At 53.7% G+C, this 14,757-nt stretch carries 13 protein-coding genes; 8 read left to right on the top strand and 5 right to left on the bottom strand.

What is annotated here, in order from left to right; genetic code table 11:
- The first annotated feature begins 57 nt into the window (after positions 1-57).
- The 3 genes from LPB67_RS13325 (at position 58) to LPB67_RS13335 (ending at position 2,443) form a co-directional block, all read left to right on the top strand.
- Positions 58-519, top strand: coding sequence for a methyltransferase family protein (locus tag LPB67_RS13325; protein WP_262837745.1), 462 nt, complete (start codon positions 58-60; stop codon positions 517-519).
- Positions 520-864: 345 nt separating this feature from the next.
- A complete protein-coding gene (locus LPB67_RS13330; RefSeq protein ID WP_262837746.1) occupies positions 865-1,671 on the top strand; it encodes a ZIP family metal transporter in 807 nt (268 codons plus the stop codon).
- Position 1,672: 1 nt separating this feature from the next.
- Positions 1,673-2,443: a C1 family peptidase gene (locus LPB67_RS13335; protein WP_262837747.1), complete on the top strand. Its 771-nt coding sequence runs from the start codon at positions 1,673-1,675 to the stop codon at positions 2,441-2,443.
- 136 nt (positions 2,444-2,579) lie between these two features.
- Here LPB67_RS13335 and LPB67_RS13340 read toward each other — a convergent pair whose 3' ends face one another.
- The 3 genes from LPB67_RS13340 to LPB67_RS13350 are packed head-to-tail and all read right to left on the bottom strand — an operon-like array spanning position 2,580 to position 5,550.
- The gene (locus LPB67_RS13340) at positions 2,580-3,437 is read right to left on the bottom strand and encodes a sulfurtransferase (protein WP_262837748.1); all 858 of its coding nucleotides are present in this window, start codon (positions 3,435-3,437) and stop codon (positions 2,580-2,582) included.
- 11 nt (positions 3,438-3,448) lie between these two features.
- Positions 3,449-4,384 carry a DMT family transporter gene (locus LPB67_RS13345; RefSeq protein WP_262837749.1) on the bottom strand — a complete coding sequence of 312 codons (936 nt, stop codon included), beginning with the start codon at positions 4,382-4,384 and terminating at the stop codon, positions 3,449-3,451.
- 56 nt (positions 4,385-4,440) lie between these two features.
- Positions 4,441-5,550 (bottom strand): aromatic ring-hydroxylating oxygenase subunit alpha, encoded by a 1,110-nt coding sequence (locus LPB67_RS13350; protein ID WP_262837750.1) that lies wholly within the window; start codon positions 5,548-5,550, stop codon positions 4,441-4,443.
- A gap of 596 nt (positions 5,551-6,146) precedes the next feature.
- On the opposite strand from LPB67_RS13350, the gene LPB67_RS13355 reads away from it, so the two are divergent.
- Together LPB67_RS13355 and LPB67_RS13360 are read left to right on the top strand one after the other, a co-directional pair.
- Positions 6,147-7,079 (top strand): lipase family alpha/beta hydrolase, encoded by a 933-nt coding sequence (locus LPB67_RS13355; RefSeq protein ID WP_262837751.1) that lies wholly within the window; start codon positions 6,147-6,149, stop codon positions 7,077-7,079.
- Between the two features lie 40 nt (positions 7,080-7,119).
- Positions 7,120-8,085 (top strand): lipase secretion chaperone, encoded by a 966-nt coding sequence (locus LPB67_RS13360; RefSeq protein WP_262837752.1) that lies wholly within the window; start codon positions 7,120-7,122, stop codon positions 8,083-8,085.
- Positions 8,086-8,149: 64 nt separating this feature from the next.
- On the opposite strand, the gene LPB67_RS13365 is transcribed toward LPB67_RS13360, so the two are convergent.
- Positions 8,150-10,435, bottom strand: coding sequence for a DUF1631 domain-containing protein (locus LPB67_RS13365; protein ID WP_262837753.1), 2,286 nt, complete (start codon positions 10,433-10,435; stop codon positions 8,150-8,152).
- 406 nt (positions 10,436-10,841) lie between these two features.
- On the opposite strand from LPB67_RS13365, the gene LPB67_RS13370 reads away from it, so the two are divergent.
- From LPB67_RS13370 to dxs, 3 genes are read left to right on the top strand one after another with little or no spacing between them, the layout of a single operon-like run.
- Positions 10,842-11,096 carry an exodeoxyribonuclease VII small subunit gene (locus tag LPB67_RS13370; RefSeq protein ID WP_262837754.1) on the top strand — a complete coding sequence of 85 codons (255 nt, stop codon included), beginning with the start codon at positions 10,842-10,844 and terminating at the stop codon, positions 11,094-11,096.
- Positions 11,093-11,995 carry a polyprenyl synthetase family protein gene (locus tag LPB67_RS13375; RefSeq protein WP_410482738.1) on the top strand — a complete coding sequence of 301 codons (903 nt, stop codon included), beginning with the start codon at positions 11,093-11,095 and terminating at the stop codon, positions 11,993-11,995. The genes LPB67_RS13370 and LPB67_RS13375 overlap by 4 nt, the downstream gene beginning before the upstream one ends.
- Before the next feature lies 1 nt (position 11,996).
- Positions 11,997-13,865 (top strand): 1-deoxy-D-xylulose-5-phosphate synthase, encoded by a 1,869-nt coding sequence (gene dxs, locus LPB67_RS13380; protein ID WP_262837755.1) that lies wholly within the window; start codon positions 11,997-11,999, stop codon positions 13,863-13,865.
- Positions 13,866-14,139: 274 nt separating this feature from the next.
- Here the strand turns inward: dxs and LPB67_RS13385 are convergent, their stop codons facing one another.
- Complete coding sequence (locus LPB67_RS13385; RefSeq protein ID WP_262837756.1) at positions 14,140-14,691, bottom strand: cob(I)yrinic acid a,c-diamide adenosyltransferase; 552 nt, start codon at positions 14,689-14,691, stop codon at positions 14,140-14,142.
- Positions 14,692-14,757: the final 66 nt, after the last annotated feature.

Genomic DNA, 14,757 nt, shown 5'->3' on the forward strand with positions numbered 1-14,757 from the left:
AAATACGCAATCCAACGATCAGTAGCCATCACGTTCAACCTGACGAAAGCGATCATCATGCAATCACTGGAACTGAAAATTCCGCCACCGCTGCTGGCGCTACTGATCGGAGTCGCGATGTACCTGCTGGCACAAATGCCGCCAGCAATCGAGCTGCCCAGATTGTTCCGGCTCACGCTAAGCATAGCGATAGCAGTGCTCGGCTTCGGATACAGTGTCGCGGGAGCAATCGCCTTCCACCAGGCAAAGACCACCGTCAATCCGATGTCGCCAGAAAAAGCCTCGTCACTGGTACAAAGCGGCATCTACAAAATCACCAGAAATCCGATGTACGTCGGACTGTTCTTGGTGCTGTGCGGCTGGACCGTATTCCTGATGTCTCCCTTCGCGGCAATCGGACCGCTGGGTTTTATGTTTTACATCAACCGCTTCCAAATCGCGCCCGAAGAACGGGCTTTGACCAAGTTGTTTGGCGAAGAATATATGAAATATAAGGCCAGGGTGCGGGCCTGGTTTTAAATATCCTCGTGGTCAATATTATTAAAAATTGGACTGACGCAAAAAACAAAACCTCTCACCACCGAGACACCGAGACACAGGGAAAAGGCAAGAGTAAACAATTCATGGAATGGAAATATTAAAACTAACTCGCAGTCTGGGTGCGCCTGCTGGCACGAAATGCTTCTGAAAGCGGCATCTAGCCTGCGGGCTCAATATAAGTTGAGATAAACAGTTTTCCGTTTTGCGTAAGCCCTAAAAAAATTCTCTTTGCTCGCTGGTCAGTATTTCAAGCTAAGCTCGGACCCATTCCAATTTGCAGAAACCCTCACTCTGTGTTTTAATTTGCAACCCAGTTGCAAGCGCATGGCTGGCATTGACGATCCGAGGTTCAAAATTCATTCCACGTTGTTATCCATACTTTTCGCCACCACGATTGCTGGCGTACTAAGCATTACCGCTGCGGCGATTTTTTCTTTTTCGCTGTTGTCGAAAATGGTCGAGCGCATGGTGAGCCTGTCGGTCGGCATTATGCTGTCGACTTCACTGTTGCATGCGCTGCCAGAGGCGTTTGAATCCGGGGCCGATCCGCGCACTTTGTTTGCGTGTTTGCTGGGCGGTTTGCTGGCGTTTTTTTTACTCGAAAAATTTGCAATCCTGCGGCACTCGCATCATCACGAGGGCGACGGTCATCATCACGCACATGGTCATGATGCGGATGAGGCGGGCAAAGCGGGTTGGATGATTCTGGTCGGTGACGGCTTGCATAATTTTACCGATGGCATCCTGATTGCGGCGGCGTTCTTGGCAGATCCGAAGCTGGGCCTGGTGACGGGGCTGGCGATTATTGCGCATGAGATTCCGCAAGAGATTGGCGACTTTATCGTATTGCTGAATGCCGGTTTTTCGCGCACGCGTGCCTATCTGTACAACCTGATTTGCAGCCTGATGGCGGTGATCGGCGGCGTGCTGGGTTTTTACATGCTGGAAGGCGCGAACAATCTGCTGCCGTATGTGCTGGTGTTTGCCTCATCCGGTTTTATCTACATTGCGGTCAGCGACCTGATGCCGCAAATGCAGCGCCGGGCGACGCTGCGCGAAACTATTCCGCAAATAATATTAATCGCACTGGGCGTCGCTCTGGTGCTGCTGGTGACAAGTCACAGAGGCTGATATGGGCAAAAAAATCGCGGGTTATGGATGGTTGCCGGACTTGCCTGATCATCGCGATCATCGCTTCGATCCGCCGCCGGACTATTTACAGCATCTGCCCGCCAGGATCGATCTGCGCCCGCACTGCCCGAGCGTGTTTGATCAGGGCGACCGCATCGGCAGTTGCACGGCGAATGCGGTATGCAATGCGTTTCGCTTCAACCTGATGAAGCAAGGCATGCAGCGTGCGTTTATGCCGTCGCGCCTGTTCTTGCATTACAACGCGCGCGTGATGATCGGTACTGAGCGGCAAAATCACGGTGCGCAGATTCGCGATGCGATCAAGAGCGTTGCCAAACAAGGGATTTGCCGCGAAAGCAGCTGGCCGTATATCGCTAAAAATTACGCGACCAAACCACCGCGCGCCGCTTATAACGAAGCCCTGGCGCATCAGGCGATCGGCTATCAACGACTGCAGCAAAAATCCGATCACCTGAAAGCCTGTCTGGCGACCGGTCATCCGTTTGTGTTCGGCCTGACCTTATACGAGGGATTTGAATCCGACAAAATGGCGGCATCCGGCGTACTGCACATGCCGAAAAAAGATGAAGGCCTGGTCGGCGGGCATTCGGTGCTGGCGGTCGGCTATGACGACAAGAGCGAACGTTTTATCGTGATGAATTCCTGGGGTGCCAAATGGGGCAAGCAGGGATTTTTTACCGTGCCTTATGCCTATTTACTCGAAGCGAATCTGGCCGCAGATTTCTGGACGATACGCGCAGTCGAAGGCTGAAAAGGGACAAGAACGGGTTTCACGGCTTTCTCGCAAAAATAGATACTCCCTCTATGTATATTTTAATACCGCTTATAGAACCTGCGGAATAAGGGCTATTTAAGAGGCAAATTGGGGAGTATCTATTTCTATCGGCTTATTCCTCAGCGCCGGTCATATAGGGGCGCGCCGGTTCCGAGCACCATTCGCTCCACGATCCGGGGTACAAGGCGGCGCCCGGCAAACCCGCAACTTCCAAGGCCAGCAGATTATGGCAAGCCGTCACCCCCGAGCCGCATTGCATGATGGCTTTGCTGGCGTCCGGCACAAGCGCGGCCCATTCAGCATGCAATGCTTGCGCCGGTTTAAAACGGCCGTCGGCTTGCAGGTTGTCTTTGAAGAAGCGGTTTTTAGCGCCGGGAATGTGACCGCCAATCGGGTCGATAGTCTCGTTCTCGCCGCGAAAACGATCGGCGGAGCGGGCATCGACCAGGGTGCGTGCCGAGGTCGCGAGATTGGCCAGCACATCGCCGACGCTGACTTTATGCACCAGACTGACCGACGCACTGATATTGCCGCGTCCGCTTTCGGTGATTTTATCGGTCAATGGCAACCCCGCCGACTGCCAGGCTGGCACACCGCCATCCAGCACGGCGACGGCCTGGTGACCGACCCAGCGCAGCATCCACCACAAGCGCGCTGCAAACATGCCGCCGTGCGCATCGTAAGCAATCACCTGACTCGAATTATCGATGCCCCATGAGCGTAAGGCACGGATGAAATCTTCTTTTTCCGGCAAAGGATGACGGCCGAGAAAAGCGCCGTTCGACGATGTTTTGGCGCCCGATAACTGGCTGTCGAGATGCGCGAATTGCGCGCGCGGCAAATGACCTAGTTCATAGGCTTTTTTTCCCGCAGCGCTATCCATCAAATCATGGCGGCAATCGAGGATGATCCAGCGCTGGTCATCGATGTTGGCAGCTAAATCCTTTGCAGAGATCAGGGTCGTGTACATAGTGTCCTTGTCTATTCAGAAGCAATCGGGTCGTTTGGGAGCGCAGGTTTATTGCGACTATTATAAAACGTAGCCATCAACCCGCTACTCAAAATAACGGCGATACCACACCAGCTTAACCAGCCCAGATGATCATGCCACAGCAGCACATCCCAGACGCTGGAAAACACGATGCCGACATATTGCAGGTTCGCGACCACCAGCGTATTGCCCAGGCGGTAAGCCCGGGTCATTGCCATTTGCGCCGATGCCGCAGTCAAGCCGATCACCAACAATAGCAGCAATCCTTTGAATTGGTGCGGATGCCAGCCGGAGGCCAGCGCATGACCGGACAAACCACCCGTCAGCCAAGCGCCGAACACGCCCGCCACCGCGCAAGTCGCAGAAAAATAGAATACGACGCGATATTCCGGCTCACCCATCAAGCCCATCTGCCGCACCTGCATATACGCGAGCGCCGCCAGCATGCCGGACACCAGCGCCACCATACCGCCGAACATCTGATCGGCATGCATATCAGGACGCAGCAACAGGATCACGCCGATGAAGCCCAGACTCACGGCGCCGATCAAACCCCATTCGACGCGACGCTTGCCGTTAGCGTCCTGACGGCTTTTAAACCAGGCCGCGCCGAACAAAAACACCGCGATCCACACTGGCGACATGTAATTCAAGGTGACCGCCATCGCCAGCGACAGGCGGCTGATCGAATAAAACCATAACCACAAGGCCAGCACCCCAATCGCACCGCGCCACAGATGATGGCCCGGCATGCGCGTGCGCAGCGTACCGCCCTGCACGCGGATCAGGATAAAAATCATCAGCATACCGATCGCACCCCGATAGGCGACGATCTCCGAAGTCGAATACGTATCCGAGGCGAGCTTGACGCAGACGCCCATAATCGAAAACAAGAAGCTGGCAACCAGCATCCAAAGTGACTGCATCGTTTTTCTCAAAAAAATAAGGGGAGCCGTTCCGCTCCCCTGCTATGTCGACAATACTAGAACGTCATCCTGCGCCGATACCACTCGTGGAAATGCTGCATGCCGTCTTCCATCGGCGACTGATACGGGCCGACTTCGCTGACGCCGCGCGCCATCAGGATCTGACGTCCGGCATCCATGCGCAAAGCGATCTCATCGTCCTCGATGCAGGTTTCCATATACGCAGCACGTTCGGCCTCGATGAATTCGCGCTCGAACAGGACGATCTCTTCCGGATAATAGAACTCGACCACATTCCGCGTCTTGCCCGTCGCGCTGGGCCACAGGGTCGAGACCACCAGCACATGCGGATACCATTCGACCATGATGTTCGGATACAGCGTCAGCCAGATCGCGCCGTATTTCGGCGTTTCGCCGTTGCGGAATTTCAGCACCTGCTCTTGCCAGGCCTGGTATTTGGCCGAGCCGGATTTCAACAAACCGTTATTCACGCCGACCGTCTGCACGCTGTAGTCTTCGCCGAATTCCCAGCGCAGGTCATCGCAGGTCACGAAACTGCCCAGGCCGGGATGGAAAGGCTCCACGTGATAGTCCTCGAGATAGACCTCGATAAAGGTCTTCCAGTTGTAATCACATTCGTGCACTTCAACATGGTCCAGCATGTAATCGCTGAAATCGAGATCCCTGGCGACGCTGAGCTGCCCCATTTTTTCCATCACGTTGTAACCGTTTTGCTCGAACAGTAAGCCGTTCCAGTTTTGCAAAGGGGTCCGTGACAAATTCAAACAAGGCGTGTCGTCGAAGTGCGGCGCGCCGATCAGCCCGCCTTTTAAATCATAGGTCCAGCGATGCAGCGGACAGACGATATTATGCGCATTGCCGCGCCCATTGAACATCAGGGCCTGGCGATGACGGCAGACGTTGGACATGAGTTCGATACCGGCGGCGCCTTCGGCATTGCGCACCAGCATGCGGCCTTCGTTCTCGGCAGCGAGCGTGGCAAAGTCGCCGACATTGGGCACCATCAGTTCATGACCGACATAGCGTGGGCCAGACTGGAAAAGTTGTTTGATCTCGCGCTGTAACAGGGCTTGATCAAAATACACATGAACAGGAAGTTGCGCGTCAGAGCGCGCGAGTTTGGAAAAAGAAGCCAGATCGGACATCCCTACCCCCCAAATTAATTTGCACCAACCTAAAGGAGAAAGAATCCACAAAAACCTGCTTTTAGCTGCATCTCGCGCTCAGTTGCGACAATATTCAGACAAAAGCTCACACAAAAAGAATGAAGAGGAAATTTTGGACAAGACCGCGGATTATACCTGAATCGGCTGTGCCGGGTAGCTGGCGCTTCATTAAAGCGATGGTGCCGCTCCCAATTAGCGACGTCAGACTGTTGTCGCCAAACTACATATTTGCCGCAAAATTATTGCAAATGCACTTTTAGTCATTTTCATCTAATTCTTCAGATCCCCCTCAAATTGCCTCGAGTGCGCTCGCCAATTCCATCGCTCGTTTCCCATGAAATCAGCTCATCCGTCCGCTATTTTTCGGTCAGCGCAATGAATGCTGCAGCGCACGATTGCCGGTTTCTTTGCTGCGCCGCAGCTTGCTTAAGAAATAGGCAAATCCTAGCCTGAGCCATGCAATTTTGATCAGCGGTCTTTTGCAACCACTACCAAGAAAGGAGCGTCAGTAAAGGACACGAGGCGGTCCGGCTTCATTTTGACTATGTGAAAAAAATAATTTAAGAGACAAAAAAATGAACAAATCATTCGTAAAAAAAATCTGCGCTTTACTGATTACATTGACGGTGCTACCCGCGCCTTCATGGGCCGCCGGCTATACGGAAACAAAATATCCTATCGTGCTGGCACATGGCCTGTTTGGATTCGACAATATCGGTCCGGTTGAATATTGGTACGGCATTCCGGCAGCTCTGCGCGCTGATGGCGCCAGGGTCTATGCAACCCAGGTCTCCGCCGCTAACAGTACCGAGGTTCGCGGCGAGCAATTGCTGACGCAAGTCAAGCAAATCATCGCGGTCACCGGCAAAGCAAAAGTCAATCTGATCGGGCATAGCCACGGCGGACCGACCGCACGCTATGTGGCCTCAGTGCGCCCCGACCTGGTCGCATCGGTGACCTCGGTGGGTGGCGTCAATCGCGGCTCCAAAGTCGCCGATCTGTTGCTCGGTATCGCACCCGACGGCTCCTTGTCGAATGCGGTGATTGTATCGATCACCAATGGCCTGGCGACGATCATCAACTTCCTGTCTGGCGGCAAAGGCTTGACCCAGGACTCTCTGGCGGCAGCAAAATCCCTGAGTACCGCAGGCTCCTTGAAATTCAACGCGGCACATCCCGAAGGCATCCCTACCAGCAGTTGCGGCGAAGGCGCTTATCAGGTCAACGGCGTGTCGTATTTTTCATGGAGCGGCGCACAGCCTTATACCAATATCCTCGACATCATCGATCCCGCGCTGGCATTAACGTCACTGGCTTTCGGCGGTGCAAAAAATGACGGACTGGTCGCTAGCTGTTCTGCACATCTGGGCAAAGTGATTCGCGATGACTACGCGATGAATCATTTGGATGAGGTCAATCAAACTGTGGGGCTGGTGAATATTTTTGAAACCAATCCTGTGACCGTTTATCGTCAGCATGCGAATCGCCTGAAAAATCAAGGGCTGTAATCCCAGGTAGTCGATCACGATCCTTTTCTTAAAGCATCTCATGACCATCAAAAAACGTTCTGCCTTCTTTGCGGTAACTGCAGCGGTACTGGTTACCGCTGCTTTTTTTATCTTACGCCCACCCCAAAACAATGAGATCGCTGCGGATCAAAATGGAGACAAAGATCCTTTCGCTTTCGTGCGTTCGATGGAGGGCACATTGCCCGATGGGCAGGTACAACAGACCGATGCAGACACACTCATAGTCGACAATGCCCTGCGGCGTTTGTTTGATTATTACCTTGCCGCCATAGGTGAAAAATCCTTAAACGAGATACGTACAGAAATAGAAAAAGAACTCGATGGCAAGCTCAGCAAGAATGCGGCCATTCAGGCAAAGAATTTATTGGGCCGTTATCTCGATTACAAACGGGAACTGGCAGAGATAGAAAAAAAACCGCTGCCATCAAGCGGCGCTCAAGAACAGAATCCGGCCACCGCAGCCATCAAAGCGCGACTGACGATCATGCAACAAACGCGTCAGCGCTACTTTAGCGAAAAAGAAAATCAGGCATTTTTCGCTTTCGACGACGCCTATGATTCGGATGCTATTGCACGCCTTGAGATCAGTGACGACAAGCGTCTGAACGAGGCACAAAAACAGCAGCGGCTACAGGCGCTGGATGCCGCCATGCCAGCGGGTTTGCGCGCAGAGAAAGAAGCGCCATACCAAGTCTTACGCCTGGAAGAAAATGTCGCAAAAATGCGCGCACAGGGTGCCAGCGACGACCAGATTTACAGAATGAGAGCCGCCGCCACGACACCCGAAGCAGCGGCCAGATTAGCCGATCTGGACAGAGAAGACGCGCAGTGGAAAACCCGCATTGCGAATTACCTGACTCAACGCAGCCGGGTATTGAGCGACACCGCAAACAGATCGACAGCCGAGCAAATCGCAGCGCTACAGCAGATCAGAAATCAGATGTTCGACGCGAATGAACAGAAGCGCCTGGCGGCGTATGAGTGAATGACTCAAGCCGAATTCAGATCATTCAACGGTGAGGCAAAAAAACCGGATACGGCTAAATTAGCTAACTGACTTCTGTCTCTGACTCGGCAGTTTCTTCGATTGCCTCCATAAGGGCGCGGTCGACAACTTTGTCCAGCATCAGAATTTGTGCGCGCTGCTCGCGGAAGGCTTGTTCCAGATCCGAAGCGGAGACTGAGAACGATTTTTCTTTTTCACTGGTAGTGAAGATAAACAAACTGCGCATAGGGCTGGCCCAGGCGAGTCTGACCCGGTTAACGCTGCCATCTTTTTTGGTGAACTGCAACCAGATACCTCTATCGAGGTTAGCGACAACCTCGGCAAAATCATCCTCGCCTGGCGCTACATTCGGTATGCCATCGGCTTCAGCGGCTTCTGCCTCCGCTTGCGCCTGCGCTTCTGCCTGGGCACGTTTTTCGAGGCGACGTTCGGCAGCTAATTGTGCTGCTTCTACAGCGATTTCAACTTGGCGTTGTGGCGACAATTCTAGCGGCGCCCTGACAATCGATGCGTGGCACTCCGCCAATTCAGCAAAAAATTGCGCGCGGTCGGCATCCTCCCATTTGATCAGGCTCAGCCATTTATTCAGTCTCGCCAAAATCGCCGGCAGGCGGTTCAACAATTCCTGACGCTGCGGCAGCGTGATCTTGGGTTGGCAACTCCAGATCAGGTCATCCATGGTCTTGATCGCATCGGTCACGGCATGCGGTTTTTGCTCTTGCACGCTGTAGGCCAGGGTCAGGACTTTGGTCCAGCGATTTTCCAGGAAGGTTTCGACAAAGGCGACGACTTCGCCGCTGCCTATGCGCAACGCCACCTCATTGGTGGCGGCGAGATTCGCCTGCTTGATTCTTTCTGTCTGCAGCGCACGCTGGATAGGTTCTTGCAGAGCCTTGGTGCTTGCCTCTTCCTCTTGCGCGACAAAGCTTTCGAGGTCGGTAACGACTTCGTCGAACAAGCTCATTTGCTGATCGAATTCGTTTTGCACACGGCGGACATTGCGCTGCATAGTCTGGAACAAAGGATCTTCCCGGCCTTTGCTGTCGTCTACCGCAACGCTATATCGAGTCAGCAAATCAATCAGGCGGCGCGCTGGATGGGTTTCCTGAAAGAAGAACTCTTTATCCATCAAAGCGGCTTTTAATACCGGGATTTGCAGCACGCCGATCAGTTCTTTGATCTGTGACGGAATGGTTTGATTATGAAATACCGTATCGAATATTTTTGACAGCAAGTCGAGCGTGGTTTTTTCCACGCTGCTGTTCGCTAATTCAGGCATCTGCTCGCGCATTTGCGACAAGCGCATCACATCTTGCGCCCCTGCGACAAACTGGCGTAGCGCCATGCCTTTTTGCAGGTCGGCCAGATATTGGAATAAGCGGGTATCGGTTACCCGCGATGCGGATGCATCGGCATGTTCCGGCTGGTAGTGCTGATCGTGTTGAGTCTGCTGGTTGTACCGGGAATACTGAGGCGAATTGAATTGGCCGGACTGCCGCTCGCCCTCTTGCCGTGCCTCAGACGCGTCGTTGGCCGCGCGTCCCGGCGCGGAACCGGACGAGCTCTTTCGGGAAAAAATATCGTTCAGCTTTTGCTTGACGTCGGACTTATCGACTTGATTGCCGTCGGTATTTTGCGTCTTCTTGATCCGATACGATTCATGCAGATCGGGCAACACGCCCTGGCGAACCAGGAATTCATTCAGCGACTGCAGGATCGGCGACAGGTCAAATAAAATCTCGGCGCGCAACAAAGGCAGTATCAGGGCATGCGCGTCCGCATCCGGATTAAATTCACACCAGGCGGCATGCAGGGTCCGCAGGAAAATCTCCGGTCTGAAGGGATTTTGCGCGGTACTCAGGCTATCAATATCCAGCACACTGGCAAGTCGCATATTCAGCGCAGCCAGTTGCTCGGCACTGGCTAATTCCAAACTGCGGCTGGCGCGACCGAAAGCCAGTTTGTTATCCATCTCTTCATACGAAACCAGCGTTAAGGCCACATCCTGCGCTTGCGGCTGCGGCTTGCCAGTCATTTGCAGCGCTTGTATTTCTTTACGAAACGCCGCCTCGATCCCGGCCGAACTCAGGTAGTAGAAGGCGTAACCATTATTTTTTAGCAGTTGTGCCGAGTTAAAACTCAGGCTTGCTTCGCGCGCATCGCTGACTTGCTCCGACATGGCAAAAAAAGCATTCGCCAGACGCGCAGCAAAAGCATCGAGCTGCGCTACCACCAAATGCGTCGCCTGCGGGATCAGGGCGCGCAACATCTCCGCACGCGCCTGGGGTGCTTTTGGAGTGGGGCGATGATCGGGCGACGGTGAAGACATAGATAGCTCAGGTCAGGTTGCGTTGTTTATTTCTATTTATTTTCGTTGCTTATTTGCGCTACCCTGATGAACACTAACTAGTATTCGATGAATAGTGCTTAAAATAAAGCTTACCGAGTTTAATACTTTATTAAATTGTAACCAACAAAAATGCGCGAAAGAAACCGAACTGCTAGCACTATAGGCGATTAATTTCCATGTGGAAATGTTTGAAACGCAATTTTCGTCAATTCTTGCGCAATTTTTGTTACCAGATGCGACAAAAAATGAGGTTTATCAAGCCGGATGACCTTCTTCTACTACCAGCATATTGTCAAAATCCTTGGCAAAAAATCAGTAATCCTTATTTATCGGCAGGCTTTGCTCTAAAATGCAGGGTTAATCTTAATTTGCATCCGTTATTTCTATGCCCAAAAAATCGCCAAGCGCCAGTCAACCCGAGTCATTTGAAGCGGCCATGTCAGAACTTTCCGAACTGGTTGCGCAAATGGAAGCTGGCGAACTGCCATTAGAAGCTTCTGTGAGTGCTTACCAACGTGGTTCGGAACTGATCAAATACTGCGCCAGCCAGCTGGATAAGGTCGAACAGCAAGTCAAGGTATTGGAGGCCGGTATGCTGAAGCCTTTTTCTGGCGACGGCAGCGACGAGGCCGAATCATGAGCCACACGGACCTGAGCCAGAATTTTCGCCAGTGGATGGCATCTGCCCAGCAACAATTTGAAGCATTATTCCCCTCCTTCTTGCCAGGAACCGATATCGTCCCCGGCAGACTGCATGAGGCAATGCGCTATGCGGCACTCGACGGCGGCAAACGCGTGCGGCCATTACTGGTATTCGCAGCAGGCCTGTTATTCGATGCGCCTGCCGACTTATTAGCAAGAGCGGCAAGCGCAGTAGAAATGATCCATGCCTACTCGCTGGTGCACGATGACATGCCTTGCATGGACGACGATGCCTTGCGCCGCGGCAAACCCACTGTTCATGTCAAGTACGACGAAGCGACGGCCCTGCTGGTTGGCGATGCGCTGCAAGCCCAGGCTTTCCTGGTCTTATCGGAAGGCCTGGGCGATCCGGCAACGCGCCTGGCGATGCTGCGTTTGCTGGCGCAAGCCGCAGGTTCAGTGGGCATGTGCGGCGGGCAGGCGATTGATCTGGCCAGCGTCGGGCTGGCGTTGAACATACAACAGCTGGAGCAAATGCATCGCCTGAAAACAGGTGCATTGCTGCGCGCTTCGGTCTTGCTGGGCGCAATGAGCGGCAAAACTTTATCCACCAGCGAAGTCGCTGCGCTGGATGTCTACGCAAGCGCGATTGGCCTGGCGTTCCAGGTGGTCGATGATGTGCTGGACGCGACCGCCGATTCTGCTACCCTAGGCAAAACTGCGGGCAAGGATGCGGCCGACAACAAGCCGACTTATGTATCGCTGTTAGGCTTGCAAGCATCGCAAGAACTCGCACAAAAATTATGCAAGGATGCCCACGCAGCATTGTTGCCCTTTGGTGAAAAAGCTCACATGCTGCGCAGCCTCGCAGATCTGATTGTGCAGCGGAAAGCATAATATGAATTTACTCAACAGCATTAATTCCCCCGACGATTTACGCAAACTCGCGCGCAGCCAGCTCAAACCGCTGGCCGATGAATTGCGGCACTTCGTGATTGATTCCGTCTCCAAAACCGGCGGTCACTTGTCGTCGAATCTGGGCACGGTCGAGCTCACGATCGCGCTGCATTATGTGTTTCAGACGCCGGAAGATCGCCTGGTCTGGGACGTCGGCCATCAAACTTATCCGCACAAGATTCTGACCGGCCGTCGCGACCGCATGCATACCCTGCGTCAACTCAACGGCATCTCCGGTTTTCCGCGCCGCGTTGAAAGTGAATACGATACCTTTGGCACGGCGCATTCCTCGACCTCGATCTCTGCGGCCCTAGGCATGGCTTTGGCGGCCAGGACCAAGGGCGAAGATCGTCACTCGGTCGCGATTATCGGCGATGGCTCGATGACTGCCGGGATGGCGTTTGAGGCCCTGAATAATGCGGGCGTGTATGACGACATTAATTTACTGGTGATCCTGAACGACAATGACATGTCGATCTCGCCACCGGTCGGCGCCCTGAATCGTTACCTGGCACGGCTGATGTCCGGCAAATTCTACGCGGCAGCGCGGAATGTCGGCAAATCGGTCTTGCCGCCCCCGATGCTGGAACTGGCGAAACGTTTTGAAGAGCACGCCAAAGGCATGATCGTACCGGCCACCATGTTTGAAGAATTCGGCTTCAATTACATCGGTCCTATCGATGGACATGATCTCGATTCGCTAGTGCCGACTTTGCAGAATCTGAAGAAACTCAAAGGCCCGCAATTCCTGCACGTCGTGACCAAAAAAGGCCAGGGTTACAAACTCGCCGAAGCCGATCCTATCCTGTATCACGGGCCTGGCAAATTCAATCCGGCCGAAGGCATCAAGCCTGCGGCGACACCTGCCAAGCAAACTTACACCCAGGTATTCGGCCAGTGGTTATGCGATATGGCGGCAGCCGATCAACGCCTGATCGGCATCACACCGGCGATGCGTGAAGGCTCAGGCATGGTCGAGTTCGAGCAAAAATTCCCGGCGCGCTATTACGATGTCGGCATCGCAGAACAACACTCGGTGACCTTCGCCGCGGGCATGGCCTGCGAGGGTTTGAAGCCGGTGGTCGCGATTTATTCCACCTTCTTGCAACGCGCCTACGATCAGTTGATCCACGACGTCGCCTTGCAGAATCTCGACGTCACCTTCGCACTGGATCGCGCCGGCCTGGTCGGTGCCGACGGTGCGACCCACGCCGGCAATTACGATCTGGCCTACTTGCGCTGCATACCAAATATGGTGGTGATGGCCGCATCCGACGAAAACGAATGCCGCCAGATGCTCTCGACCGGCTTCCATTATCCCGGCCCGGCAGCAATCCGCTATCCGCGTGGCGCAGGTATCGGTGCCGCGATTGCACCAGATCTGACCACGCTGACTATCGGCAAAGCCGAGCTGCGCCGCCAGGGTCAGCGCATCGCGATTCTGGCATTTGGCTCTATGCTGCAAGCGAGCCTGAAAGCTGCCGAGAATCTCGATGCCACCGTGGTCAATATGCGCTTTGTCAAACCATTGGATAGCGCAATGCTGGTCAGCATCGCGGCCAGTCACGACGTGCTGGTGACGGTGGAAGAAGGCACGGTGATGGGCGGCGCCGGTTCCGCAGTGGCAGAGGCGATGGCGGATGCAGGCATCAGCAAACCTTTGTTAATTCTTGGCTTGCCTGACCAATTTGTCGATCATGGCGACCCCGCCATTTTGCTGGCGCAATGCGGGTTGGATGCGCCGGGCATCGAAGCGGCCATCCGCAAAAAATTTGGCTCAGATGCACCGAAACTGGTAGTCAATAATTAAAGTCTGTTCGATTTAAACAAACAAGCCACGTCTGCGAACCCGCAACGTGGCTTTTTATTTGGTTTTAGAACAGGTATCAGATCTGCTTCACTTTTGATTCGCGCAAAAGATAGTCGACAAATTAAATATACTACCTACCAGTATATTTTTTAATCACCAATCTGGATAAGCGGATTAAGCACAATTTAAGACAAAATTATGGGGAGTATATTATCTCCCATCGTGCTTAATGAAGCGCCATGCGTCAAACAGTGCGCCCGGCTTGCCGAAACAGTCAACGCTCGCGCTCTTTTTCCCACAACACATCGCTACCGCCTGCATAACGGTTCAGCACGCGCGACAAGACGAATAAGAGGTCGGATAAACGATTCATGTATTGACGCGGATGCGCATTGATTTGCTCGGCCTTGCCGACGCTGACGATCGCCCGCTCGGCGCGGCGGCAGACCGTCCGGCAGACATGCGCAATCGCCGCTGCACGCGAACCGCCGGGCAAGATGAAATCCTTGAGCGGCTCCAGATCGGCGTTGTAAAACGCCAGCAGGGCATCCAGACGCTCGACCTGCGTTTCGGTGATCATGGTGTAGCCCGGAATGCACAGCTCGCCGCCCATATCGAATAAGTCATGCTGGATCGAGATCAGCGCATGTCGCATTTGTTCTGGCAAATCCTCGCACAGCAACACGCCGATCTGCGAATTCAGTTCATCCACGTCGCCCATCGCATGCACCCGCAAAGCGTCTTTGTCGATGCGGCTGCCATCCCCCAGGCCGGTGGTACCGGCGTCGCCGGTGCGGGTGGCAATTTTAGAAAGTCGATTACCCATAGCAAGAAATTTATTAGTTGAATGATGTCGGCAGGATACGGCATTTTTTTGAGGAACGCATCATAA

It is taken from the genome of Undibacterium sp. Jales W-56 (assembly GCF_025548535.1).
GTDB lineage: Bacteria > Pseudomonadota > Gammaproteobacteria > Burkholderiales > Burkholderiaceae_D > Undibacterium.